Source organism: Ramlibacter sp., assembly GCF_035655895.1.
Lineage (GTDB): Bacteria > Pseudomonadota > Gammaproteobacteria > Burkholderiales > Burkholderiaceae_C > Ramlibacter.
The window spans coordinates 111,529-137,674 of the sequence record NZ_DASRTN010000006.1 but is presented as its reverse complement, the minus strand read 5'-3'; the positions used below and the strand labels follow the sequence as shown (position 1 = coordinate 137,674).

Below are 26,146 nucleotides of genomic sequence, written 5' to 3'. Positions count from 1 at the left end.
CGTTTCGTGGCCGGCCGCATCGCGCCGGACGGCCCGTTCCTGTGTCCGGGCCTGGATCTGGCTGCCGGTGCGGCCTCGTGGGCCTTGCCAGCCATCTAGCAAAAAACCCGCCATGCACGCAGGACGGGTTCGATGCGCGTCGGATTGTAGCCAAGCGCTTCGAGGTGAAAACGCGGCCTGGCGCGGGGTTTACCCTTTGCGCCGGCGCCGGGTCGCCGGCCGCCGGTCACCCGGTCCCCACCCGCACCGCCCTGCCATGGGGCGCCGCGGGCGGAGGGTCACCCCTGGCGGGCGTTGCGGTCCTTCAGCTCGCGCAGCTTCTCCGCGATGCGGATCTCCAGGCCACGGTCCACCGGCCGGTAGAACGAGGGCGGCTGCATGCCGTCGGGAAAGTAGCTCTCGCCGGCGGCGAAGCCGCCTTCCTCGTCATGGGCGTAGCGATAGCCCTTGCCGTAGTCGAGGTCCTTCATCAGCTTGGTGGGCGCATTGCGCAGGTGCAGCGGCACGGGGCGGGTCCCGTCCTTGCGCACGAACGCCTTGGCCTCGTTGAACGCCTTGTAGACGGCGTTGGACTTCGGGGCCATCGCCAGGTACACCACGCATTCGGCCAGGGCCAGTTCGCCCTCCGGGGAGCCGAGGCGCTCGTAGGTCTCGGCGGCATCCAGGGCCAGCCGCAGCGCGCGCGGGTCGGCCAGGCCGATGTCCTCGCTGGCCATGCGCACGAGGCGCCGTGCCATGTAGCGCGGGTCGGCACCGCCGTCGAGCATCCGCACGAACCAGTAGAGCGACGCATCCGGGTCGGAGCCACGCACCGACTTGTGCAGGGCGCTGATGGTGTCGTAGAACTGCTCGCCGCCCTTGTCGTAGCGGCGCATGCGTTCGCCCAGCACCTTGAGCAGCCACGCGTCGGTGATGGCCTCGAGCTTCTCCTTGCCGGCCGCCACCGCGAGCGTCTCCAGCGTGTTGAGCAGGCGGCGGGCGTCGCCGTCGGCATAGGCGATCAGCCGGGCCCGGGCCGCATCCTCCATCGCCGGCACCGCGCCGATCGCCTGCGCCTTGCCGACGATCTGCTCGAGGTCGGCTTCCGACAGCGGCTGCAGCACGTACACGGCGGCCCGCGACAGCAGCGCCGAATTCACCTCGAACGACGGGTTCTCGGTGGTGGCGCCGATGAACGTGAACAGCCCCGACTCCACGTGCGGCAGGAAGGCGTCCTGCTGGCTCTTGTTGAACCGGTGCACCTCGTCGACGAACACGATGGTGCGCCGCTGTTCGAGGCCGTCGCGCGCCTTCTGCGCCAGATCGACCGCGTCGCGGATGTCCTTGACCCCGCCCAGCACCGCGCTGATGCTGATGAACTGGGCGTCGAAGGCGTCGGCCATCAGCCGCGCGATGGTGGTCTTGCCGGTGCCGGGCGGGCCCCACAGGATGCAGCTGTGCGGCTGGCCCGATTCGAAGGCGATGCGCAGCGGCATGCCGTCGCCCAGCAGGTGCTGCTGGCCCACCACCTCGCCCAGCGAATGCGGCCGCAGGCGCTCGGCCAGGGGAACGTGCGCTGCCATCAGGACCTCACGCGCACGGCAGGCAGCCGCCACCAGGGCACGTGCGGCATGCGGTGGTGCTCCCGGTGCAGCCCGAAGTGGAAGCAGGCCAGCAGCGACGCCGGCCAGGACAGGTCGAGAGAACGCGCGCGATGGCGGTCGGTGAACTCATGGGCGGGATCATGCCCGTCCCGGTGGCGGTGCGGCAGCCAGGTGCCCACCAGGAACAGCTGCAGGGCGCTCAGGAGCGCCGGGACGCCCCAGAACACGATCAGGTTGGCCGGGCGGGCCCCGGCCAGCAGGTACGCTGCCAGCACCGCGGTCACGAGCGCGAACTCGCGCAGGCCGAAGTAGGTGCGGAAGAAGCGCAGGAACCAGGGCAGCAGCGCGAACGGCTGCTGCGCGTGGAAATCGGGGTCCTCGGCGGTGCCGGGGAATGCATGGTGGCGGTGGTGCTGCACCGACAGCCGGCGGTACGAGAACGCGGCGTAGAGACCGACGCACAGCTGGCCCACGGCGGTGTTCGTGCGCGGATGGCCGGGTGCCAGCGAGCCGTGCATGGCATCGTGGGCCACGATGAAGAGGCCCACGCCGAGCCAGGTCTGCAGCGCGACCTGCCACGGCGCGAGCCACAGCCAGAGCCCTTCCAGCGGGAAGAAGAACACGCCCCAGACGTGCAGGGCGAGCCAGGCGCCGATCACCGCCGCAGCCAGCGACAACCCGATCGCGGCCTGCGCACGCGGGGCGGCTGCCGGCGTCACGCCGCGCGCGGCCCAGCCTGCCGCGGGGCGCGGCGCGCGCGCAGCCGGGCCGCCAGCCGCCGGGGGTCGGACACGATGAGAAAGCCGAAGCTGAGCGCGCCCTCGCGCGTGCGCACTGCATGGTGCAGGCGGTGCGCCTGCACCAGCCGCCGCAGGTAGCCGCCGCGCGGCACCCAGCGGAACGGCCAGCGCTGGTGCACCAGCCCGTCGTGGACCAGCGAATAGACCAGACCATAGGCGGTCACCCCGACGGCCACCGCCTGCAGCGCAGGCGACTGCAGATGGCCGGCAATCAGGAACAGCCCGATGGCCAGTGCCGTGCCCACCACCGCGTACCAGTCGTTGCGCTCGAAGGCGCCCTGGCGCGGCTCGTGGTGGCTGCGGTGCCACGCCCAGCCCCAGCCGTGCATCACGTAGCGATGCGCCAGCCAGGCCACGCCCTCCATCGCCAGGAAGGCGGCCGACGCCACGAGGAACCACGCGAAGGCATGCATGGCGACAGTTTACGGGTCGGTTCGCTGGCGCGGGGCCCATCCGGAGCGCCGCAGGCTCGGGCGGCGCGGGCGGGCTCGGCCGGTGGCTACTGCCGCAACACGTCGGCGCCTTGCGGCGGCTTGAACCGGAAGGTGTCGGCGGGCACCGACGCGTTGAGCTGCAGCTTGTCGAAGCGGATCACCGACAGCTGGCCGAAACTGTCCAGGATCTCGAGCGTGGCCAGTTCGTCGCCGCGGAAGCCGACCCGCACGCTGGTGAGCTGGCCCTCGCGTGCCTTGGGGGTGGCCTGCACCCACTGCAGGCCGTCGCGGTCGGGGGCCGATTCGAGGTTGAAGTCACGGCGCAGGCTGGCCAGGTCGGGCGCGGCGGCGATCAGTGCGGCGGGCGTGGAGCCCAGCACCGCGGCCTGCTTGCGCGCCGTCACCTGGTTGAGGTCGACGTCGTGCAGCCAGAGCGTCTGGCCGTCCGCGACGATGGTCTGCACGAAGGGCTTGCGGTAGTCGAAGCGGAAGCGGTTCGGCCGCGAGAACTCGAAGGTGCCGGTCGACGTCTTGGTGCGCGCCGCCTGGCCTTCGCGCGCCGGGGCCGTGACGACCTGGGTGAAATCGGCGCGGCCGCTGCGGGCCGACTGCACGAACGTCTCCAGCGCCTGCAGGCCATCGGCATGGGCGCCGAGGGCGCAGGCAAGCAGGACGGCAGCGGCGAGCAGTTTCTTCATCGGGACCTTGTGCTTGTGGCGAAACGGTTGGTGCCGCCCAGCTGGCCGAAGTTCGCAACCAGCGGTTACTCGGCGCGGCTGGGCACGAGGATTTCGCGCTGCCCCTGGCCGTTCATCGCGCTGACCAGGCCGGCCTTCTCCATGTCTTCCACCAGGCGGGCCGCCCGGTTGTAGCCGATCTTCAGGTGCCGCTGCACCAGCGAGATGCTGGCCTTGCGGTTCTTCAGCACGACCTCGACCGCCTGGTCGTACATCGGGTCCTTCTCGCCCCCACCGGCGCCGTCGCCCAGCAGGTCGCCGCCGCCCTCGTCGTCCACCGTACCGCCCTCGAGCACCCCTTCGATGTAGTTGGGCTCGCCGCCCTGCTCCTTGAGGTACCCCACCACGCGGTGCACCTCCTCGTCGCTGACGAAGGCGCCGTGCACGCGCACCGGCAGACCGGTGCCGCTGGCCATGTAGAGCATGTCGCCCATCCCCAGCAGGGCCTCGGCCCCCATCTGGTCCAGGATGGTGCGGCTGTCGATCTTGCTGGACACCTGGAAGGCGATGCGGGTCGGGATGTTCGCCTTGATCAGGCCGGTGATCACGTCGACGCTGGGACGCTGGGTGGCCAGGATCAGGTGGATGCCGGCCGCGCGCGCCTTCTGCGCCAGCCGGGCGATCAGTTCCTCGATCTTCTTGCCCACCACCATCATCAGGTCGGCCAGCTCGTCGATCACCACCACGATGTGCGGCAGGCGGTCGAGTGGCTCCGGACTGTCGGGGGTCAGGCTGAACGGGTTGTAGATGAACTGTTCCTTCGCCTTGGCCTCGTCGATCTTGGCGTTGTAGCCAGCCAGGTTGCGCACGCCCAGCTTGCTCATCAGCTTGTAGCGGCGCTCCATCTCGGCGACGCACCAGTTCAGGCCGTGGGCGGCCTGCTTCATGTCGGTGACCACGGGCGCGAGCAGGTGCGGGATGCCTTCGTAGACGGACATCTCCAGCATCTTCGGGTCGATCATCAGCAGCCGGACGTCGCGCGCCTCGGCCTTGTAGAGCAGCGACAGGATCATGGCGTTGATCCCCACCGACTTGCCCGAGCCGGTGGTGCCCGCCACCAGCACGTGCGGCATCTTGGCCAAGTCGGCCACCACCGGGTTACCCACGATGTCCTTGCCCAGGCCCATGGTGAGCATCGACTTGGCTTCGTTGTAGACCTGCGAGCCCAGGATCTCCGACAGCCGGATCGACTGCCGCTTGGCGTTGGGCAGCTCCAGCGCCATGTAGTTCTTGCCGGGAATGGTCTCGATCACGCGGATGGACACCAGCGAGAGCGAGCGCGCCAGGTCCTTGGCCAGGTTGACGATCTGCGAGCCCTTCACACCGGTGGCCGGCTCGATCTCGTAGCGGGTGATCACCGGGCCCGGCTGGGCCAGCACCACGCGGACCTCGACGCCGAAGTCCTTGAGCTTCTTCTCGATCAGGCGCGAGGTCATCTCCAGCGTCTCGGCCGACACCGTCTCCTGCCGCGCAAGCGGCCCGTCGAGGAGGTCGACCTGCGGCAGCTTGCTGTCGGGCATTTCCGTGAACAGCGGCTTCTGGCGTTCCTTGGCCACGCGCTCGCTCTTGGGGACCTCCATCACGACCGGCTCGATCAGCACCGGCGTGGGGTGGTGCTCCTCGATCTCGATGCGCTCCTCCTTGACCACGACCTCGCGCTCGCGCGCCGCCTGCTGGCCCAGCGCCACGTCCTCGGCGATCTCGCGCTGCTCGCGCCGGCGCCGCACCAGCGCCTCGATGCGGCCGCCGATGCGCTCGGCCAGCATCGACCATGAAAAGCGGAACACCGCCGCGGAGCACACCACCACCGCGGCCACGAACACCAGGCCCGAGCCGGTGAACCCGAGCCAGTTCACCGCAGCCGGGCCGACGAGGTAGCCGAGGACGCCGCCGGCGTGGTCCGGCAGGTGGTCCTCGAAGCGGTACAGGCGCGACCATTCCAGCGCCGTGCTGGCGCACAGCAGCAGGGCCAGCGCGACCCAGAAGGCCAGCCGGCTACGCGTCCAGGGCTGGCGCGCTGCGGGCGCATCGGCCCGCATCCAGCCGGCCAGGGTGGCCAGCCAGGCCCGCACGCCGGCGGCGAAACACCACCAGACCGAATAGCCGAGCAGGAAGTAGCTCCCGTCGGCCAGCCAGGCGCCCAGCCGACCGCCCCAGTTGGCGACGGTGCCCCCGGTGCCGGAGGTCGAGAACGCGGGGTCCTGCGGCGAGTAGCTCGCCAGCGCCATCAGCCAGAACAGCAGCGCGGCCCCACCGACAACCAGCACGACCTCGTGGGTGAACCGGGCGCCCGCCGGGCGCTCGGTCGTGGCGCCCTTGGCGCCGGCAGGGGACAGGGTGTTGAGGGAGTACGTCATCCGCGTGGAAGGATACCTTCCGCCTCAGCCGTACACCACCTGCGCGCGTGGCGTTTACAACGCCAGCGCGAAGAGTTGGTTACCCAAGCGTGCTCAGGCGGTCCTTGATCAGCATCGAGCCGTCTTCCCGGGTCTCGATGAAGCCGCGGTCCTCCAGGTCCTTCATGACCCGGCTGACCATCTCGCGCGAGGCGCCGACCATCTTGGCGATGTCCTGGCGCGAGATGCGCTCGCGGATCAGGGAGTTGCCTTCCTTGTCCGGGACGGCGAACTCGAGCAGCGCGCGCGCCACGCGGCCGTACACGTCCATGAGCGCGAGCGACTCGATCTTGCGGTCGGCCTGGCGCAGGCGCTGGACCAGCCCCTTCATGATGGCGTAGGCCATCGAGCTGTTCTCCGGCAGGCAGCGCGCGAACTCGGCGCGCCCGAGGGACAGCATGTCGGTCTGCACCTCGGCGCGGACCGTGGCCGAATGCGGCTCGTTGTCGATGAGGCTCATCTCCCCGATGTAGTCGCCCGGGTTGAGCGTGGCCAGGATGACTTCGCGGCCGCGCTTATCGGAGGTGACCACCCGGACCCGGCCGGTGAGGATGATGAACAGGGTGTTGGACTTCTCGCCTTGCTCGACCACGGTCTCGCCGCGCTTGAAGCGGCGCTTGACGACCGCGTCGGCGACGGATTCGGCCTGATTGGCTGTCAACAACGCGAAGAGCGGAACCCGGCGGATCAACTCCAGGTTGGACAGCATCGACATCCACTTCCCTCCAGCAAGCCGCCGCACGATGGGTTCATACAATCGGCAGGATTAAGAACGCTCAAGCATCGGGCCGCCGGCGGCGGTTGATACTTGTTCCGTCGTCCCGAAATGTACACCGACCTGTGACGTTTCACACACAGGTCTGACCACCATGAGCAACAAGCACGCCAAAGTCCTGATCCTCGGTTCCGGCCCTGCCGGTTACACCGCCGCCGTCTATGCGGCGCGCGCCAACCTGAACCCCGTGCTGATCACCGGCATCGCGCAGGGCGGCCAGCTCATGACGACCACCGAGGTCGACAACTGGCCGGCGGACGTGCACGGCGTGCAGGGTCCCGACCTGATGCAGCGCTTCCTCGAGCACGCGGAGCGGTTCAAGACCGAGATCGTGTTCGACCACATCAACGCGGTCGACTTCAGCAAGCGCCCGTTCACCCTCACGGGCGACAGCGGCACCTACACCTGCGACGCGCTCATCCTGGCCACGGGCGCCTCGGCCAAGTACCTCGGGCTGCCCTCCGAGCAGCACTTCATGGGCCGCGGCGTCTCCGGCTGTGCCACCTGCGACGGCTTCTTCTACCGCGAGCAGGACACCTGCGTGGTGGGTGGCGGCAACACCGCCGTCGAGGAAGCCCTGTACCTGTCGAACATCGCGCGCAAGGTCTACCTGGTCCATCGCCGCGACAAGTTCAAGGCCGAGCCCATCCTCGTCGACAAGGTCATGCAGAAGGTGGCCGAAGGCAAGATCGAGCTCAAGCTGTTCAAGACACTCGACGAGGTGCTGGGCGACGACACCGGCGTGACCGGCATCCGCCTGAAGGACACCCGGACCGGCGCCACGGAGGACATCACGCTCAAGGGCTGCTTCATCGCGATCGGGCACCACCCCAACACCGACATCTTCAAGGGCCAGCTGGAGATGAAGGACGGCTACATCCTCACCCGCTCGGGCCTGCAGGGCTTCGCGACGATGACCAGCGTGCCGGGCGTGTTCGCCGCCGGCGACGTGCAGGACCACGTGTACCGGCAGGCGATCACCAGCGCGGGCACCGGCTGCATGGCCGCGCTGGACGCGCAGCGCTTCCTCGAACAGGAGCAGTGAGCCGGCCGGTCGCGCGCCGCGGCGACCACGCCGGGCGCGACGTCAGCCGGCCAGGCTGGCCGGGTCGACGTTGGCGCCGCAGACGATGAGGCAGACCGATTCGTCGGCCTGCGGCGCGTAGGCGCCACTTTGCAGCGCGGCCAGGCCCAGCGCCGCCGCCGGTTCGACGGCCAGCTTCATCTCCTTCCAGAACCAGAGCTGGGCCCGGCGGATGGCGTCGTCCGGCAACAACAGCGCGTCCTTCACGGTCCGCTGGGTGATGTCCCAGGCCAGCGCGCCGATGCGCCTGGCCCCCAGCGAATCGGCGGCCACGCCGCTGACCGTCACGTCGACCGGCTCGCCCGCCTCGCGCGCCCGAGCCAGCGTCGGCGCGAGCTCGGGCTCCAGCGCCACCACCCGGCTGCTGTCGCCGAACCAGGCGGCCACCCCGGCAATGAGGCCGCCGCCGCCCACACTGACCAGCACGGCACCGGGCACGCCACCCTGCTGCTCGATCTCGCTGGCCAGCGTGCCGGCGCCGGTCACGACCTCGGGCTGGTCGTAGGCGTGCGTCAGCAGCGCGCCGGTGTCCCGCTGCCGCGCCAGGCAGGCCTGCAGCGCGTCGGCATAAGCGGCGCCGGTGACCACCACCTCGGCGCCCAGTTCGCGCAGCTTGGCCTGCTTGGCGGGGCTGGAGACGGTGGGGACGAACACTTCGCACCGCACGCCCAGTTCACGCGCGGCGGCTGCCGTGGCGATGCCGGCGTTGCCGCCGGAGGCCACGATGACACCGCTGGCCGGAATGGGCTGCGACAGCAGGCGGCAGAGCATCCCGCGCGCCTTGAAGCTGCCGCCGGCCTGCAGGTGCTCGAGCTTGAGCCACACCTCCCGGCAGCCGACGCCCAGCGCGCTGCCCGGCAGCTTCCACAGCGGCGTGCGGCGGAGGAAATGCGGATAGCGCGCCTCGAACACCCGCGCCGCCGCGGCGATGTCGGCCCGGTTCACAGCTTCAGGCCCTTGGGCAGCGGGAACCGGATGGTTTCCTCCACGCCGTCCATGCGGCGCACCGACACGGCGCCGAGCTCGCGGATGCGGTCGATGACCTGGCCCACCAGGAGCTCGGGTGCCGAGGCGCCGGCGGTCAGGCCGACCCGGCTCTTGCCCTCGAGCCATTCGGGCCGCAGCTCGCCGGCGTTGTCGACCATGTGGCTCTCGACACCAAGCTTGCGCGCGAGTTCGGCCAGCCGGTTGCTGTTGCTGCTGGTGGGACTGCCGACGACCACGACGACGTCGACCTGGCGCGACATCACCTTGACCGCGTCCTGCCGGTTCTGGGTGGCATAGCAGATGTCCTGCTGCTTGGGCTGGCGGATGTCCGGGAAGCGCCGGCGCACCGCCGCCATGATCTCGGCCGCATCGTCGACCGACAGCGTCGTCTGCGTCACCACGGCCAGCCGCTCGGTCTGCGCCGGCTGGATGCGTGCCACGTCGCCCACGTCCTCGACCAGGTGGATGCCGCCGTCGAGCTGGCCCATCGTGCCTTCCACCTCGGGATGCCCCTTGTGGCCGATCATCACGAACTCGTACCCCTCGCGTGCCAGCTTGGCCACCTCGATGTGGACCTTGGTCACCAGCGGGCAGGTGGCGTCGAAGACCTCGAAGCCGCGCGCATGCGCCTCGTTCTGGACCGCCTTGCTCACGCCATGCGCCGAGAACACCAGCGTGGCGCCCGGCGGCACGTCGGCCAGGTCCTCGATGAAGATCGCGCCCTTGGCCTTCAGGTCGTTGACGACGTAGGTGTTGTGCACGATCTCGTGCCGCACGTAGATCGGGGCGCCGAACTTGGCCAGCGCCCGCTCGACGATCTCGATGGCGCGGTCGACGCCGGCGCAGAAGCCACGCGGCTCGGCCAGGACGATTTCCTTGGTTTGGGGAGTCATCGGCAGGCCTTCCGGCCGCTGGCGGCCATCGCGTTGCGGGTCATAGCACCCCGATCAGGTGGACCTCGAAGGTCACCGGCTGCCCCGCCAGGGGGTGGTTGAAGTCGAACAGCACGGCCTCGCCCTCGCCGTCGCGGCCGACCTGCTGCACCGCGCCCGCGTAGCTGCCGCGACCGTCCGGCGTGGGGAACTGCACCACATCGCCCACCTGGTACTGCTCGTGCGGATCGCCCATCTCCCGCAGCAGCCTGCGGGCCACCCACTGGACCATGTCGGGGTTGCGCTCGCCGAACGCCTCGCCGCCCGGGATCTCGAAGGTGACGCGTGCGCCCTCCTCCAATCCGAGGAGCCGCTGCTCGACCGCCGGCGAGAGTTCGCCCGTTCCGAGCGTCAAAGTCGCAGGCTTGTCCCGGAAGGTGTTGATGATGTCGCCGCCCGGCCCGGCCAGGCGGTAGTGCAGCGTGAGGAAGGAGCCCGGCTGGACCCGGGGCAGGGAGGAACCCATGGCGATCTCGAAGAACTGGTCCCGGATTTTAGGTGGCCGGCCCCGCCGCTCAGCCGGCGCGGGCGCAAGCCCCTGCCAGCGTCGCTGAGGCGGCATGGCGCTGCAAGACCTGCCGCCCGATGCCCGCCCGCGCGAGAAGCTGCTGGCGCGCGGCCCCGGCGCGCTGTCGGACACGGAACTGCTGGCCCTGCTGCTGCGCACCGGGCTGGCGGGCAAGGGCGTGTTCGCCCTGGCGCAGGAACTCGTCGCCACGTTCGGCGGGCTGGCCGGCCTGCTGCACGCGGACGCCCAGGCCCTGCGCCAGGTCAAGGGCCTGGGCGGCCCGGCCAAGCGCGCCGAGCTGCTGGCCGTGCTGGAGCTGGCGCGCCGCGCCATGGCCCAGCAGCTGCGGGCGCGCGAGGTGTTCAGCTCCCCGGACGCCGTCAAGCAGTTCCTGCAGTTGCACCTCGCCCGCTGCCCCCACGAGGAGTTCGCCGTCCTGTTCCTGGACGCCCAGAACCGCCTGATCGAGCTGGAGGTGATGTTCCGCGGCACGTTGACGCAGACGTCCGTCTACCCGCGCGAGATCGTGGTCCGGGCACTGGCGCACAAGGCTGCCTCCGTGGTGCTCGCCCACAACCACCCGAGTGGCACGGTGCAGCCTTCCCGGGCCGACGAGGCGCTGACGCAGACGCTGAAGTCGGCGCTCGGCCTGGTGGACGTGCGCGTGCTCGACCACGTGATCGTGGCGCCGGGCCAGGCGCTGTCGATGGCCGAGCGCGGGCTCGTCTGAACGGGCGCCCGCCGGTGCGGCCAGCGGCATCCGATCGGTGCAGCCGTCCAGCCGTCCGCTCACCACCCCTTGCACCGTCAGCGCTCCGCCTCCGGCAGTTCGACCAGCGCGCTGGCGGGCCATCCCCGCCTCTGCAGCGCAGGTGCCGCTGTCACGTGCGACGACGAACCCCGTCGCGCGCGTCGGATGTTGTCTAATGGCTCTTCCCCGCGGCAGCCTCGCCGTCGCGCGGCCGCGCCGTGAAAGCCAAATCCCTCCAGGACCTCCAGCAGATCCAGCAACAGCTGGCCGAGCAGCGGCGCGCGGCCGCCGAGCAGGAAGCGGCCCTGGCCGCCGCCCGGCGCAAGGCGGATGCCGAGAAGAACCTGTTCGTGCGCGCCGCCGGCCAGGTGCAGCCGCTGCGGCACCCGCCGCGCGTGCTGCTGGTGGGCGACCAGCCGCCCCCGATTCCCGTGCAGCAGCAGCTGGACGACCAGCGCGTCCTGCGCGAGGCGATCAGCGACGAGTTCGACGCCAGCACCCTGCTGGATGTGGACGACGCGCTGAGCTTCCGCCGGCAGGGTGTGGGCCTGGACGTCACCCGCAAGCTGCGCAAGGGCGACTGGAGCATCCAGCGCGAGATCGACCTGCACGGCCTGCGCCGCGATGACGCCCGCGAGGCGCTGGCCGCCTTCATCCGCGAGGCGCACCGGCAGGGCGTGCGCTGCGTGCGGGTGGTGCACGGCAAGGGCCTGGGCTCGCCGGGCAAGACGCCGGTGCTCAAGGGCAAGGTCCAGAGCTGGCTGGTGCAAAAGCAGGAGGTCCTGGCCTTCGTGCAGGCCCGCGGCGACGAAGGCGGTGCCGGCGCGCTGGTGGTGCTGCTCAAGCCGCAGGGCGCCTAGGCTGGCCTCCGTCCCCCGGGCGGGGCGCTTGCCGCGTCGCAGCGCCGCATGGCGCCCGACCGGTCAGGCCCCGACGTTGCGCATCCAGTCGGCGGTCTGGAAGAAGGAGTTGCCCAGGCGCTCGCGCAGCGCCTCGTCCACGCCGACCTCGCCCATCGCCTGGTCCATGCAGGCCAGCCATTGGTCGCGCTCCTGGATCCCGATGGCGAACGGCATGTGCCGCATGCGCAGCCTCGGGTGGCCGAAGCGGTCGGTGTAGTGCTGCGGGCCGCCGAGCCAGCCGCACAGGAACCAGAACAGGCGCTCGCGGGCGTTGTCGAGGGTGCTGCCGTGGGCCGCGCGCAGGGCGGCGTAGCGCGGCTCCAGGTCCATCAGGTCGTAGAACCGGTCGACCAGCGCCCGGATCTTCTCCTCGCCGCCGATCCACGCGAAGGGCGTGTCGAAGGGGGGCTTCTCTTCGGATTGCATGCCGCGATTGTCGCAGCGCGCCCGCTTGGAAAACCCGGGGTCGAGCCCCAGCTACCGGGCATGAACACTCCGCTGACCACCCATCGCAACCTGGTCACGCTGGTGCAGGTGCTCCGCAAGCTGGAGCGCAGCCGCGTGCCCGTCGACCCCGAGCAGTACCGCTCGCTGGTGACGCACATCGCCGACGAACTGCGCAACCATCCGCGTGACGCGGGCCTGGAGGCACTGCTGACGGCCGTGCCCGAACTGGCTGAGCTGTACGAGAACCTGCAGTACGAACACGCCGGCCTGTGCCGCTCGCCGCTCGACGCCGCGGTGGGCGCGGAGCAGGCCGCCCGCGACGCCATCGCGGCCGCGATGCGGCGCTGAGTCGCAGGCCCTACTCCGCCGCGCGGCGCAGGGTCTCGACCACCGGGCGCTGCAGCACGTCGCGCAGGCCCCACCACCCCGCTGCCAGCGCCAGCGCGGCGCCGGCCAGGGCGCCGGCCACGGGCACCAGCGGCGAGGCGGTCCAGGCGAAATCGAACACGTAGCGGGCCAGCCCCCAGCCCACCAGCGCCGCCACCGAGCTGGCCAGGAAACCGGCCAGCAGCCCGACGCCCGCGAGCTCGGCACGCTGCACCTGGCGCAGGAGCGAGCTGCGCGCGCCGACGGCCCGCATGATCGCGAACTCCCGCGCGCGCTCCTCGCGGGTCGCGGTAACGGCCGCGAACAGCACCACGACACCGGCGGCCAGCGTGAAGCCGAACAGGAACTCGACCGCCCGCACCACCTTGTCGAGCACCGCCTGCACCTGGTTGATGGTGCTGGTCATGTCGACATTGGTGATGTTGGGAAAGCTGCGCACCAGCGCGCTGTCGAAGCCGGGCCGCTCGGGCGCCCGGAACGAGGTCATGTACGTCTCCGGCACGTCCGGCATGCGGCTGACCGGATACATGACGAAGAAGTTGGCGCGCATCGATCCCCAGTCGACCTTGCGCAGCGAGGTGATCTTCGCCTCGCTCTCGATGCCGCCGATGTCGAACCGCACGCGGTCGCCCAGCTGCAGCCCCAGCGTCTTGGCGATGCCGTCCTCGACGCTCACCGCGCCCGCCTCCTCCGGCGTCCAGCGGCCGGCGACGACCTCGTTGTGCGGCGGCTGGGTCGCGCTGTGCGACAGGTTGAACTCGCGATCGACCAGCCGCTTGGCGCGGTCGTCGGCATAGTCGTCGGGGCCGACCGTCCGGCCGTTCACCGCGACCAGCCGGCCGCGGATCATCGGGTACCAGTCAAAGCGCTGCACGCCGCCGTCGCGCAGCGCCTGTCGGAAGGCATCGCCCTGCTCCGGCATCACGTTGATGACGAACCGGTTCGGCGCATCCGGCGGCGTGGCCTGCCGCCAGCTCGCGATCAGGTCGGTGCGAAGCAGCACGAGCAGCACCAGCGCCAGCAGGCCCACTGCCAGGGAGCTCACCTGCACGACGGCATAGGCCGGGCGCGCCGACAGCTGCCGCGTCGCGAGCACGAGCCAGCGCGGGGCGGTGGCCTCGTTCACCGAGACGCGCAGCAGCCGCACCGCCAGCCAGCTCAGCACGGCGAAGAGCAGCACCGCACCGGCGAAGCCGCCGACCGCAATGCCGCCCAGCTTGAGGTCGCTGCTGGCCGCCAGCAGCAGCGTGGCGAATCCGGCCACGCCCACGCCGAGCACCAGCGCCGAGGCCGGCCGCAGGTTGCCGAGATCGCGCCGGATCACCCGCAGCGGCGGCACCTGCGCCAGCTGCAGCACCGGGGGCAGCCCGAAGGCGAACAGCAGCGTCAGGCCCATGCCCATGCCGAAGGCGACCGGCCAGGGACCGGGCGCCGGCAGCGTCGCCTCGACCAGGCCCGACAACAGCAGCACGAAGACGAAATGCACGGCGTAGCCGAGCAGCACGCCGAGTGCGCTCGCGACCAGGCCGACGATGGCGAACTCGACCGTGTAGCCCAGCGCAATGGTGCGCTGGGGCTGTCCCAGCACCCGCAGCATCGCGCAGTCGTCGAGGTGGCGCGCCGCGAAACCACGCGCCGCGAGCGCCACCGCCACCGCGCTGAGCAGGGCCGACAGCAGCGCCACCAGGTTGAGGAACTTCTCGGCGCGCTCGAGCGTCTGTCGCATCTCCGGCCGGCCGCTCTCCAGGGATTCCACGCGCACGCCCTTGACCTGGGCCTGGCGGCTCTCGGCCACGGCCCAGTCCGTGAACGCCTTCACGGGGCCGTCGGCCCCGGCCACGGCGAACCGGTAGGTCAGACGGCTGGCCGGCTGCACCAGCCGGGTGGCCGGCAGCCCGGCGGCGCCGATCATCACCCGCGGGGCGAAGGTGGAGAACCCGGTACCCCGGTCCGGCTCCAGCAGCAGCACGCGGCCGATGCGCAGCCGCGCATCCCCGAGCAGCACGGTGTCGCCAGGCGCCAGCGCCAGCGCCTCGAGCAGGGCCTGGTCGACCCAGGCCTCGCCGGCCGCCGGCACCTCGCGCGTGACCGACCCGGGCTCGCCGGGACGGGCCGCCACCGTGAGGTTGCCGCGCAGCGGGTAGCCGGGCTCGACCGCCTTGAGCGCGACGAGCCGGGCGGCGCCGCCCTGAGCATCCGTGGCGCGCGCCATGGTAGGAAAGACGATGGTGGTGGCCGCCTGCAGGCCGAGCGCGCGGGCCCGCGCGACGAACGCCGGCGGTGTCGGGTTGTCGCTGACCACGACTGCGTCGCCGCCCAGCAGCTGGCGGGCGTCGCGCGCCAGGCCACCCTTGAGGCGATCGGCGAAGAAGCCCACCGCGGTCAACGCCGCGACCGCCAGGGTCACGGCCACCAGCAGCAGGCGCAGCTCGCCGGCGCGCAGGTCCCGCCACAGGGTGCGCCAGCCCAGGCCAAGAGAGGAGGTGCTCATGGCCGGACCTTAGCAGGCCGGCCCCGGCCGCGCCGCGGGTCGGGCTTGCGCCGGCCCGGCCGCGTCGCGCGCCGGGCCGGGGCTCAGGTCACCGGGCTCAGACCGCGCGGACCGGGCCGGACCGACGCATTGCGCGCGCCGCTGCCGTGCACGGGCGCATCCCCTTGGCTCTCGTCGAGCCGGGCCAGCTCGCGCCGGATCGCCTCGATCAGCTCCGAGACGCCGGGCTCGGCCATCATGCTGAAGTGCGAGCCGCCGATCTCGACCACCCGGGTTTCGCCACGCACATGCTCGTCCCAGCCCAGCTGTGGGCCGGCGTACAGGTACAGGGTCTCGGCCAGCGCCGCCTTGAACAGCACGAGCTGGGCGTCGAGCGGCTGCAGCCGGTACTGCGCCTGCGCGTCGGTGAAGTTGCGGAACAGGTGGAAGTCCACCAGCTCCGGCGGCAGCGGCTCGCCACGCGCCAGCTTCTCGAGCGCCAGCTGGTAGCTGCGCTCCATCTGGTGGCCGCGGCGCCGACGCGCCGGCCACTCGAGCGCGAACTGCAGCGTCCAGTGGCGCTTCAGCCAGATCTTCTCCCACAGCGGCACCTTGCGCATCGCCGCACTCGGCGCCAGCGTGTCGATCATCAGGATGGCCTCGACGTGCGCGCCTGCGCGCTGCAGCTGCTGCGCCATCTCGTAGGCGATCACGCCGCCCCCGGAGTAGCCCGCCAGCCGGTACGGGCCGACCGGGTCGACCGTGCGGATCGCCTCCACGTACTGGGCCGCCATCGCCTCGATCGTCGGCAGCGGCGGCAGCCGGCCGTCGACCCCCTGCGCCTGCAGCCCGTAGAACGGCTGCTGCGGCCCCAGGCGGTCGGAGATCACCTTGAAGTTCAGCACGTTGCCGCCGGCGCCGTGCACGCAGAACAGCGGCCGCCGCTCCGGCGAGCCGCGGCAGATGGTCACCAGCGGCGACCAGGCACGCGGCAGCTGGATCACGTTCGACGGCGCGGCGGCCGGCTGTGCGCCGGGCATGCTGGTGTCGAGGTTGCCGGCCTGGGCGACCAGGGCCGACAGCCCGGCCAGGGTCGATCCCTGGAACAGGGTGGCCAGCGGCAGGTCCAGGTTCCACTGCTTGCGGATGCGCGCGAACAGCCGCACCGCCGCCAGCGAATGGCCGCCGAGTGCGAAGAAGTCGTCGTCGCGGCCGACCTCGTCGACGCCGAGCAGCTCGCGCCAGACGTCGGCGATCACCGTCTCCACCGGATTCAGCTGGCTCGACGACCCGCCGGCCGAGCGCGTGGCCGCCACCGGCGGCAACGGCTTGGGCGCGGCATCGGCCATCGCGCGGCGGATCGCGGACAGGGCGATCGACGAGACCACCACGTCGCGCGCGCCGCCGGCGAGCACCCGCTCGAACAGGGCGGGCGCGTCCTCGGCGCGCAGGCCGCAGGCGAGCATGGCTTCCGCCAGGCTGGGCTCGCGGCGCGCATGCGCCGCCGCCTGGCGCGACATCGCCTTGGGATCGATGCCGCGCAGGCTGAAGCCCTCGAAAGTGGCGATCGGCGCACCCTCGGGCGTGTGCAGCGTGACGTCGAAGGCCGCGAAGCGGTCCTGGGCCCGGCTCTTGAGCTCGACCCGGCTGATGCTGCGCAGCGGCAGCGCCGAGACGATGCGGATGCGGTCGACCGACAGCGGCACGAACAGGTTGTCCTTGCGCTGCGCCGGATCGAGCAGGTGCAGGCCGAAGGTGGCCGCGATGTCGGTCACCGCCGGGTGCAGTGCGTACGGTTGCAGGTCGGCCGCGAAGCGCTCGGGCAGTGCCATCTCGGCAACGCCGCGGCGGCCGTCCAGCTGCATGCGCGCGATGTTGTGCCAGCGCGGGCCGAACTCCACCCCCTGCTGCGGCAGCTCGGGCTCGCGCCAGGTGCCGGGTTGCCGGTGCGCGTGCGGTGCCAGCGTGCCCTTGTAGCGCGAGACGGTCGCGCGCGCATGCTGCTGCCAGGGCTCGCCCACGTCGGCGCGGCTGCGCACCAGGAACTCGTAGCCCTCGCCGCTGCGGCGCAGGTCGATGCTCACCTGGCGGCGGCCGCCCGGCTCGAACACCATGGCCTCCTCGAACGAGAGCGACCGGATCTCGACGTCGCTGCCGGGATGCAGCTCGGCCATCGCCGCGCGCGCGATCTCGATGTAGGCGGTGCCGGGCAGCACGGGGCGGCCGGCGACGGCGTGCTCGCGCAGCACCCACAGGTCCTGCGCGCTGTAGGTGGCCTCGAAGGTCGGGCCCCGCTCGCCCTCCACCTGCACACCGAGCAGCGGATGGCCGCCGGCGGCCGGCGCGGGCAGCGGCGTACGGCCGTAGGCACGCGCCGCCATGCCCTGGTCGCCCCAGATGCCCCAGTGGATCGCCAACCCGTCGGGCCGGGACGCGGCCAGCGCATCGAGGAATGCATTGGCCGCCACGTAGTCGACCTGCCCCGGGGGGCCCAGGTAGACGCTGGTCGACGAGAACACGGCGAAGACGTCCAGTTCGCCGGCGGGCAGCAGCTCGTGCAGCACCTGCGCGCCGCCCGCCTTGGGGTCGAGCACCTGGCGCACCGATTCCGCCGTCTTCGCCGCGATCGGCGCGTCCTGCAGCGTGCCCGCCGCATGGAAGACGCCGTGCAGCGCGCCCCAGCGCGAGCGGACGTCCGCCACCACGCGGGCCATCGCGGCGGCATCGGCCACGTCGGCGCTGTACGTCAGCACCTGCGCTCCCTGCGCCTCGATCTCCAGCAGGCGCCGCACCAGGCGCGCCGGCTCGCTCGAATCGCTGGTCGCGGCCAGCTGCGCCCAGGTCTGCCGGTCCGGCAGGACACGGCGGCTGACCAGCGCCAGCCGGGCACGGTACCGCTGGCCCAGGAAGCCCGCCAGCGCCAGCGCGATGTCGCCCAGGCCGCCGGTGAGGAGGTACACGCCGCCTTCGCGCGCCAGCGGCTTGGCGGCATCGCGGGCAGCAGCCTTGACCAGCTGCGCCACCCAGCGGGTGCCGTCACGCCAGCCGACCAGGTCGGCGCCGGTGGCGGCCAGGGCCTCGGCCACGATGGCGCGGCTCACGGCCGCCGACTCCGTGTCGGCCGGATCCAGGTCGATCAGCTGGGCGGCCAGGTTCGGCACCTCGCGCGGGATCACCCGGCACGGGCCGAGGGCGAGGCTGCGCACCGGGTGCAGCACCGGGTTGCCGTTCACGGGCTGGCTGCCCGCACTGACGACCGTCAGCCGGACCGGCTGGCGCACGTCCAGGGTCTGCAGCGCCTTGGCCGTGCTCACCAGGCTGTCGAACGCCAGGGCCTGGCCCGCCAGCAGCGCACTGCCCCCGCCGCGCGCGGCCGGGGTGTCCAGCCCCCAGAGATGGACGATGTGGTCGGGCAGCCGGCCGGCCTGCTCCAGCGTGGAGAACAGCCGCTCGACCTGCGCCTCGTCGGCCGGGGCCAGCGTGTAGCTTCCATCCGCAGCCGTCGCGAACGCGGACCCGTGGCGCACCAGCGTGGCCTTGCCGCCCTCCTCCGCGATCCGGCGCAGCACGCCGGCCGCGAGCGGACCGTCGTTGCCGAACACCAGCCATTCGGCACCCGCCGGGGCGGGTTGCGCATGCGGCAGCGGGGCCGGGCTCCACTGCGGCACGCCGAACCAGTCGTCCAGCTGCGGCAGCCGCGCCAGCGCCTGCGCCGGCACCGTGTCCTGCTGCGGCGCCTGCTCGTGCGTCACCTTGCCGGGCTCGATCCAGTGCCGCTGGTGGTCGAACGCGTAGGTGGGCAGCGACACGCGCCGCGGCTTGCCGCCGCCGCGCACGACGTCCCATTCGGGCGTCAGGCCGCGCGCCCACAGCGCCCCCAGCGAAGTCAGCATCAGCGGCAGGTCGCCGGTGGCCTCCTGCGGCTTGCAGGTCGAGGGCAGCACGGCGCGGCCCTGGCCCGGCAGGTTCTGGCGGGCCAGCGCGCACAGGCCCTGGCCGGGACCCACTTCCAGCAGCACGGCGTCGCCCAGCTCCTGCAGGCGCGCCAGGCCGTCGGCGAAGCGGACCGGCTCGCGCAGGTGGCGCACCCAGTAGTCGGCGTCGGCCAGCAGCAGGGCATCGGCCCAGGTCCCGCTCAGGTTGGAGATGAACGGGATTGCGGGCGTCGACAGGCGCACCCGGGCCACGCCCTGGCGGAAGCGGTCCAGCACGCCATCCAGCAGCCGCGAATGCGCGGCGACGTTGATGTGCAGGCGACGGCCCTCGCGGCCCTGCGCCTGCAGGCGCTTCTGGAGCTCGCCGATCGCGTCCACCGCGCCCGAGGCGATGCACAGGTCGGGCGCATTGATCACGGCGATATCAAGTTCAAGCCCGCCCAGCAGCGGCTGCAGCTCGGCCTCCGGCAGGTCGACCGCCAGCATCGCGCCAGCCGGCACCTGCTCGAACAGCTGGCCTCGCAGCACGACGATGGACAGCGCGTCGGCCAGGCCCATCACGCCGGCGATGGTGGCCGCGGCGTATTCGCCCGCGCTGTGGCCGATCACGGCCGCCGCCCGGACGCCCCAGCTCTCCCACAGGCGGGCGATGGCGTACTCGAGCACGAACAGCGCGGGGATGTTGTAGCGCGGCTGCTGCAACAGCCGGGCCGCCTCGGCATCGGCCGGCTCGCGCTCGAACATCACGGCGCGCAGGTCGGCCGGCGCCGAGGCGGGCATCTGCGCGAAGCACTCCTCGACCGCCTTGCGGAACGCCGGCTGCGACAGCAGCTCGCGCCCCGCGCCGGGGTAGCTGGCACCACCGCCGGGGAACATCATCACCACCGGCGGCGGATTGCTGCCCGCCTTGCCGGCGGCGCTGCGGCTGGCCTGGCGCGCCTCCAGCGCGGCCGCCAGTCCCTCGACGTCCTTGGCCACCACCGCGCACCGGTGTGCGAATCCGCGCCGGCCCACCTGGGTGGTGTAGGCGGCGTCGGCCAGGTCGAACCCTGCCGGCGCCTGTTGCGCCAGGAAATCGCTCCACTTGGCCTTGAGCCGCTCCAGCGACGACGGGGTGCGCGCCGACAGCGTGAAGACCTGCCACTCCTGCGAGGGCGCCTGACGCGCCAGCGCCGGCGCCTCTTCCAGGATCACATGGGCATTGGTGCCGCCGACCCCGAGCGAGTTGACGGCCGCGCGGCGCGGCTGGCCAGCCCGCGTCCAGGGACGGGCCTGGTCGACGATGCGGAACGGCGTCTTGTCCAGGTCGAACCGGCTGTTGGCCCGGCGGAAATTGAGGCTGGCAGGGATCAGCCCGTTGCGCATGGCCAGCGACACCTTGATCAGCGAGGCCGCGCCAGCGGCCGTGTCGAGATGGCCGATGTTGGTCTTGAGCGAGCCCAGGCCGCAGAAGCCGCGACCGCCTTCGCCGTAGGCCTGCGTCAGCGCGGCCACCTCGATCGGGTCGCCGACGGCGGTGCCGGTGCCATGCGCCTCGATGTAGTTGACGCTGCTGGGATCGATGTTGGCGACCGCCAGCGCCTCGACCGCCGCGCGGGCCTGGCCGTCGACGCTGGGCGCCAGGTAGCCGGCCTTCTGCGAACCGTCGTTGTTGACGGCCGAGCCGCGGATGACGGCATAGATGTTGTCACGGTCGCGGATCGCGTCCTCGAGCCGGCGCAGCACCACGACCGCCGCGCCGCTGCCGAACAGCGTGCCGCTGGCGGACTCGTCGAACGCGCGGCAATGGCCGTCCGGCGAGAGGATCTCGCCTTCGGCGAAGCGGTAGCCGTGGCGGTGCGGCAGCTCGATGCTGGCGGCGCCGGCCAGTGCCATGTCGCACTCGCCGGCCAGCAGGCTCTGCGCGGCGACGTGGACCGCCACCAGCGACGTGGAGCAGGCGGTCTGGATGCCGACGCTGGGCCCCTTGAGGTCCAGCAGGTACGACACGCGCGTGGTCAGGAAGTCCTTGTCGTTGCCCGTGTGCCGCAGCAGGAACAGGCCCATCGACTTCTTCAGCTCGGGGTTGGTCAGCAGGTTGTACGGCAGGTAGGCCTGCATGCCGCAGCCGCCGAACACGCCGATCGCGCCCTCGAACCGTTCGGGCGGATGGCCGGCGTCCTCCAGCGCTTCCCAGGCGGCCTCGAGGAAGTGGCGGTGCTGCGGGTCGAGCACGGCCGCGTCGCGCTTGGAGAAGCCGAAGAACTCGGCGTCGAACATCTCCATGTCGGGCAGCACCAGGCTGGCCCGCACGTAGTTCGGATCGGACAGCTCGGCATCGCTGACGCCGGCGGCGCGCAGCTCTTCGTCGGTCAGCCACTGCGTCGCCTCGCGGCCCGCTTCCAGCAGCTTCCAGAGTTCGGCCGGGCTGCGCGCGGCCGGGAAGCGGCCGGCCATGCCCACGATGGCGATGCAGCCGGGTTCGATGTCTTGCGGAAGGTCGCTCATGGAGCCTCGCTCGCGGTGGTGGCCGTCTGAAGGTGGCGGGTGCGCAGCATCCGGCGTGCCTGGGCCCGGCTCTGGCCCTGCGACACGGCGGTGGAGGCTGCGCCGCCCGAGAGATGCGCCGCCAGGGCGCGGATGGTCGGCAGGCGGAACATGTCGGTGATCGCCACCTCCTGTCCGGTCGCCTCGCGCAGGCGCCGCTGCACCTGGACCACCAGCAGCGAGTGGCCGCCCAGGTCGAAGAAGTTCTCGGTGGTGCCGACGGACGGCAGCCCGAGCACCTCCTGCCAGATGCCCGCGATGGTGGTCTCCATCGGGTTGTCCGGCGCGGTGGCGACGCGCGGCGCCGCCGCCACGCGCGGGTCGGGCAGGGCCTTGCGGTCGACCTTGCCGTTGGGTGTCATCGGCAGCGCGGGCAGCACCAGCACGGCCTGCGGCACCATGATCTCGGGCAGCGCCCGTGCCACGGCCTCGCGCAGGGCGGCGGGCTGCAGCGTCGTGCCCGGCTTGGCCGTGACGTAGCCGGCCAGCAGCTTCTGCCCGGCTCCGTCGTCGCGCGCCACCACCACGGCCTGCTTCACGCCTTCCTGGCGCAGCAGCACGCTCTCGATCTCGCCGAGCTCGATGCGGTGGCCGCGCAGCTTGACCTGGTGGTCGATGCGACCGAGGAAGTCCAGGGTGCCGTCAGGCAGGCGGCGCACTAGGTCGCCGGTGCGGTACCAGCGCTTGCCGTCCGGATCGACGACGAAACGCTCGGCGTTCAGTTCGGGCCGGTGCAGGTAGCCGTCGGTGACGCCGTCGCCCCCGATGAAGAGCTCGCCGGGCACCAGGGCCGGGCACTCGGTGCCCCAGGCCGTGCGGATCGACAGCTGCGTGTTCGCGATCGGCTGGCCCAGCGGCACCGAGCTCCCGAGCTGCGCCAGGTTGCAGGTGGTCGACCAGACGGTGGTCTCGGTGGGGCCGTACATGTTCAGCAGCTCGCCGGGCACCAGCGCACGCAGCTGGGTCGCCATCTCGAGCGGCAGCGCCTCGCCGCCGACCATCATCGCCGACAGGCGCGACAGCGCCGCGCGGCCCGGCGCATCAGCCAGCAGCATCGCGGCCATGGACGGCGTGCACTGCAGGTGGGTGACGCCGTGCTGGAGCACCTGTTCGGCGACCGAGGCGCGGCGGCTGCTCGTGCGCGGCGCGCGCGTGGCCTCCATCAGCGCCTTCAGGTGCTGCAGGTGGGCCAGCACCGTGTCGGGCGGGATCCCGAAGTCGATCAGGCAGGCGATCTCGTCGACGCCCGCGGCCTGCACCTTGTCGACCAGCTCGAGGCAGCGCTCGCGCGAGCCGATCAGCGCGCTGGTGCCGTAGTAGCGGTGGAACGCGTGCTCCAGCAGGGCGTCGGTCTCCTCCTCGGACAGCGGAGCCGACTCCATGATCTCGACCGGGCTCTTGCCGTCGGCGGCGGCGCGCTGCACGAAGGTGGGGAACGTCCAGGCCGCGGCCTTGACCAGGTCCATCGCGCTGCGCAGGTACTTCTTCATCGGGCCGCGGGCGACCTCGCGGGCCTCGTCCTCGCTGTCGGCCACGAAGGTGTGCAGCATCAGCGTGACGTGGCCCTGGCCGGGGTGGCCGGCAGCCTGCCAGGCGGCCCGGTAGATGCGCAGCTTCTCGGCCACGTCCTCGACCTTCTGCCCCAGCAGGTGGGTCAGCAGGCGGCAGCCCAGCCGGCCGGCCTGCTCGAAGGTCTTGGGGTTGCCGGCAGCGGTGATCCACACCGGGATCTCGCGCTGCACCGGGTGCGGCAGGGTGCGCGTGGGCACGTCGTTGCCGTTGGGGCCCGGGAAAGGCACCGCCTCGCCGCGCCACAGGCGGCGCACCACGTCCATGCGCTCGTACATCTCGTCCTGGCGGCGGGCGAAGGCCTGCGGCTGCAGCACGAAGTCGTTGGGTTGCCAGCCGGCGGCGAACGAGATGCCGACCCGGCCATTGGACAGCTGGTCGACGAAGGCCCAGTCCTCGGCCACGCGCACCGGGTGGTGCAGCGGCAGCACGCAGCTGCCGGCGCGGATCTGCACGCGGCTGGTGCAGGCCGCGATCGCGGCGCTGGTGACGACCGGGTTCGGGTACAGGCCGCCGAAGGCATGGAAGTGGCGCTCGGGCGTCCACACCGCCGTGAAGCCCTCGCGGTCGGCGAACCTGGCGCCTTCCAGCAGCAGGCGGTAGCTGTCCTGGGTCGAGTGCGAATCGTCGCTCGCGAAGTAGAACAGGCTGAACTCGGGTCCTGCCGCGGCCGCCTGCGCGGCGTCCGAATGCAGCACCACGGTGACGCCGCGCGCCAGCGTCCAGTACAGCTCGAGCACCGAGATGTCGAACGACAGGCTGGTGACTGCCAGCCAGCGTGCGCCCTCGCCTCGCGGCACCCGCTGGTCCATGCCGGCAAAGAAGTTCATGACGTTGCGGTGCGTGACCACAACGCCCTTGGGCTTGCCGGTCGAGCCGGAGGTGTAGATCACGTACGCCGGGCGCCGCGACTGCGGCGCGGGCAGTGGCTGCCCGGCGCCGGGCACGTCGCCAGCGGCCTCCTCGATGCGCAGCAGCTTGCCGGCGTCGACGTCGATCGCGCCGGCGGTGGCCGCACTGACCAGGACGACCGGCGCCTGCGAGTCCTCGACCATGAGTTGCAGCCGCTCGCGCGGGTACTCGGGGTCGAGCGGCAGGTAGGCCGCACCCGCCTTCCAGATGCCGAGCACGGCCACCAGCAGGGCCGGCGTGCGCGGCAGGCACAGGCCGACCACGGCGCCCGGCTGGACGCCGCGCGCCACCAGCCGGTGCGCCAGCGCATCGGACCGCTGCTCGAGCTCGCGGTAGCTCAGGCTTTCGCTGCCGATGGTCACGGCGACCTGGTCCGGCGTGCGCTGCGCTTGCGCGGCGATCGCCTGCTGCACGCAGGCTTCGGCGTCGAACGCGGTGTCGGTGGCGTTGAGCTGCGCGAGCGCCTGGCGCTCGCTGGCCGGCAGCATCGGGACCTCCCGGACCGCGCACTCGGACAGGGCGAACGCCTGCAGCCAGGCGCCCAGCTGCGCAGCCATGGCCAGCGTGGTTTCGGTCGTGAACACGGCAGGATCGGCCACCAGCTCGAGGCGGCCGCCGGCATCGGTGCGCAGCAGCAGCTCGCAGCCTTCCGGCATCTCCACCGGCGCAAGGGCCAGGGCGATCCTCGCGACCGCAGGCAGGGGCGACTGACGCTCGCCCAGCCGCAGCGGCAGGTCACGGGTCATGGGGCCGGCGGCGTGCGCCTGCGCCAGCAGCGTCTCGGCGGCGCCTGCAGCGGCGAGCGTGGTGGCGGCCGGCGCGGTGGTGGCCGTGAGCGGCACCCACGGGGTCAGCCAGGCCTGCAGGCCTTCGGTGCGCTCCTGCAGCGCCGCATCGGTGTAGAGCAGGGAGACCTTCTCCTGTCCGCTCAGGGCGGAGAGCCAGGCGTGGAAGGCCGCCGCCGTGGTGGCGCCACGGGCCGGCGCGTCGACCGGGCAACGCAGGCTCTCACCGGCGGCCGGCGGGCCGCTGCGGCGCGGGTACGGCAGTTCGACCGGCGAGGCAGCCTGCAGCGCAAGCGTCCAGTGCTGCTCGCCGCGCGCGATCGTCTCCAGCCGGTCGGCCAGGCGCGAGCATGCTGCCGCGCCCGGGACGCCCAGCACCATGCCCGGCGAGAGCGCCGCCGCGCCGGGGCGCCCTTGCGCATCCGACAGGCCGCCGAGCAGCAGTTCGCCACCCTGCGCGGCGACGCGCAGCGTGTCGCCCGCGACGGCGAGCACCGTGCCGGGCGCGGCGCCGCTGTCGACATCGGCCAGGCTGGCCGTGCGCACCAGCAGGAGCTGGTCGCCGGCCACGATCTTGGCCCGGCCCAGCGGATTGGCGTACTGGCCGAAGTCGAGGGCCCGCACCAGGGCCACCAGATCCTGGGCCGGCTGGCGGAAGTCGAGCGTGCCGAGCGCGGCCGGCCGCTTGTGGCGGCCGAAGTACTGGCGCTCGCCATGCTGCGGCGACAGCGGCAGCTCGCCCTGCGCCAGATCCTCGGCGATGCGCGTGAACGCAGCCAGGCCGGCCTCGTAGCACTTGGCGTTGAGGCTGAGCGCGGTCTCCTCCGGCGACACCTCGAACGAGACCTGCCGCACGATGCGGCCCGCGTCGGCTTGCGCCGTCATCTCGTGCCAGGTGATCCCGTGCACGGCCTCGCGCGCCATCAGCGCCCAGCAGGTCGCGTTCAGGCCGGCATACCGCGGCAGCAGCGCGTCGTGGAAGTTGACCGCGAGCTTGCGCGCGCGGCGCAGCACGGCCTCAGGCAGCATGCGCAGGTTCGCGACGCTGAACAGGTAGTCGAACGAGAGGCCGTCCAGCGCGGCGCTCCAGTTCCCCTCCATGCGGATGGCCGGCAGGCCTTCGCCCGCCGCCCACTCGAGATTGGCACTGCTGCCCGAGACCACGCCCACCACCGTGTGGCCGGCCCTGCGATAGGCCTGCGCGCATTGCACCAGCAGGCTCCCAT

The 26,146-nt window shown here is 72.0% G+C and carries 17 protein-coding genes; 4 read left to right on the top strand and 13 right to left on the bottom strand.

Annotation, left to right across the window (positions count from 1 at the left end; translation table 11 throughout):
* Nucleotides 1–278: 278 nt before the first annotated feature.
* The 6 genes from VFE82_RS03810 to VFE82_RS03785 all read right to left on the bottom strand — a co-directional run bounded on the left by VFE82_RS03810 (nucleotide 279) and on the right by VFE82_RS03785 (nucleotide 6,665).
* Nucleotides 279–1,562, bottom strand: a complete 1,284-nt coding sequence (locus VFE82_RS03810; RefSeq protein WP_324998913.1) for a replication-associated recombination protein A — start codon at nucleotides 1,560–1,562, stop codon at nucleotides 279–281.
* A complete protein-coding gene (locus tag VFE82_RS03805) occupies nucleotides 1,562–2,302 on the bottom strand; it encodes a fatty acid desaturase (protein WP_324998912.1) in 741 nt (246 codons plus the stop codon). The genes VFE82_RS03810 and VFE82_RS03805 overlap by 1 nt, the downstream gene beginning before the upstream one ends.
* On the bottom strand, nucleotides 2,299–2,796 hold the full coding sequence (locus tag VFE82_RS03800) for a sterol desaturase family protein (protein WP_324998911.1): 498 nt from the start codon (nucleotides 2,794–2,796) through the stop codon (nucleotides 2,299–2,301). The genes VFE82_RS03805 and VFE82_RS03800 overlap by 4 nt, the downstream gene beginning before the upstream one ends.
* 86 nt (nucleotides 2,797–2,882) lie before the next feature.
* Nucleotides 2,883–3,515, bottom strand: a complete 633-nt coding sequence (lolA, locus tag VFE82_RS03795) for an outer membrane lipoprotein chaperone LolA (RefSeq protein WP_324998910.1) — start codon at nucleotides 3,513–3,515, stop codon at nucleotides 2,883–2,885.
* A gap of 65 nt (nucleotides 3,516–3,580) precedes the next feature.
* Nucleotides 3,581–5,911 (bottom strand): DNA translocase FtsK, encoded by a 2,331-nt coding sequence (locus VFE82_RS03790; protein ID WP_324998909.1) that lies wholly within the window; start codon nucleotides 5,909–5,911, stop codon nucleotides 3,581–3,583.
* 79 nt (nucleotides 5,912–5,990) lie between these two features.
* Nucleotides 5,991–6,665, bottom strand: coding sequence for a Crp/Fnr family transcriptional regulator (locus tag VFE82_RS03785; protein ID WP_324998907.1), 675 nt, complete (start codon nucleotides 6,663–6,665; stop codon nucleotides 5,991–5,993).
* A 154-nt stretch (nucleotides 6,666–6,819) separates the two neighbouring features.
* Here VFE82_RS03785 and trxB point away from each other — a divergent pair, with 154 nt between their 5' ends.
* Nucleotides 6,820–7,770, top strand: coding sequence for a thioredoxin-disulfide reductase (trxB, locus tag VFE82_RS03780; protein WP_324998906.1), 951 nt, complete (start codon nucleotides 6,820–6,822; stop codon nucleotides 7,768–7,770).
* Between the two features lie 42 nt (nucleotides 7,771–7,812).
* On the opposite strand, the gene VFE82_RS03775 is transcribed toward trxB, so the two are convergent.
* Genes VFE82_RS03775 through VFE82_RS03765 form a run of 3 tightly spaced genes read right to left on the bottom strand, consistent with a single transcriptional unit; the run spans nucleotide 7,813 to nucleotide 10,194 of the window.
* Nucleotides 7,813–8,754, bottom strand: coding sequence for a threonine/serine dehydratase (locus VFE82_RS03775; RefSeq protein WP_324998905.1), 942 nt, complete (start codon nucleotides 8,752–8,754; stop codon nucleotides 7,813–7,815).
* The gene (ispH, locus tag VFE82_RS03770; protein WP_324998904.1) at nucleotides 8,751–9,689 is read right to left on the bottom strand and encodes a 4-hydroxy-3-methylbut-2-enyl diphosphate reductase; all 939 of its coding nucleotides are present in this window, start codon (nucleotides 9,687–9,689) and stop codon (nucleotides 8,751–8,753) included. Before ispH ends, VFE82_RS03775 begins: the two co-directional genes overlap by 4 nt.
* A gap of 40 nt (nucleotides 9,690–9,729) precedes the next feature.
* Entirely contained in the window at nucleotides 9,730–10,194 is a 465-nt protein-coding gene (locus VFE82_RS03765) for an FKBP-type peptidyl-prolyl cis-trans isomerase (RefSeq protein ID WP_324998903.1), read from the bottom strand.
* A gap of 94 nt (nucleotides 10,195–10,288) precedes the next feature.
* On the opposite strand from VFE82_RS03765, the gene radC reads away from it, so the two are divergent.
* Both radC and VFE82_RS03755 read left to right on the top strand, forming a co-directional pair.
* Nucleotides 10,289–10,966 (top strand): RadC family protein, encoded by a 678-nt coding sequence (radC, locus tag VFE82_RS03760; protein ID WP_324998902.1) that lies wholly within the window; start codon nucleotides 10,289–10,291, stop codon nucleotides 10,964–10,966.
* Between the two features lie 239 nt (nucleotides 10,967–11,205).
* Nucleotides 11,206–11,847, top strand: coding sequence for a Smr/MutS family protein (locus VFE82_RS03755; protein ID WP_324998901.1), 642 nt, complete (start codon nucleotides 11,206–11,208; stop codon nucleotides 11,845–11,847).
* Nucleotides 11,848–11,910: 63 nt separating this feature from the next.
* Here the strand turns inward: VFE82_RS03755 and VFE82_RS03750 are convergent, their stop codons facing one another.
* Nucleotides 11,911–12,315 carry a group II truncated hemoglobin gene (locus tag VFE82_RS03750; protein WP_324998900.1) on the bottom strand — a complete coding sequence of 135 codons (405 nt, stop codon included), beginning with the start codon at nucleotides 12,313–12,315 and terminating at the stop codon, nucleotides 11,911–11,913.
* A 60-nt stretch (nucleotides 12,316–12,375) separates the two neighbouring features.
* Between VFE82_RS03750 and VFE82_RS03745 the strand changes: the two genes are divergently transcribed.
* Complete coding sequence (locus VFE82_RS03745; protein WP_324998899.1) at nucleotides 12,376–12,684, top strand: hypothetical protein; 309 nt, start codon at nucleotides 12,376–12,378, stop codon at nucleotides 12,682–12,684.
* Between the two features lie 10 nt (nucleotides 12,685–12,694).
* On the opposite strand, the gene VFE82_RS03740 is transcribed toward VFE82_RS03745, so the two are convergent.
* From VFE82_RS03740 to VFE82_RS03730, 3 genes are all read right to left on the bottom strand, one after another.
* Entirely contained in the window at nucleotides 12,695–15,214 is a 2,520-nt protein-coding gene (locus VFE82_RS03740) for an ABC transporter permease (RefSeq protein WP_324998898.1), read from the bottom strand.
* A gap of 83 nt (nucleotides 15,215–15,297) precedes the next feature.
* Entirely contained in the window at nucleotides 15,298–21,615 is a 6,318-nt protein-coding gene (locus VFE82_RS03735) for a type I polyketide synthase (RefSeq protein ID WP_324998897.1), read from the bottom strand.
* Nucleotides 21,612–26,132 (bottom strand): MupA/Atu3671 family FMN-dependent luciferase-like monooxygenase, encoded by a 4,521-nt coding sequence (locus VFE82_RS03730; RefSeq protein WP_324998896.1) that lies wholly within the window; start codon nucleotides 26,130–26,132, stop codon nucleotides 21,612–21,614. The genes VFE82_RS03735 and VFE82_RS03730 overlap by 4 nt, the downstream gene beginning before the upstream one ends.
* Nucleotides 26,133–26,146 lie beyond the last annotated feature (14 nt).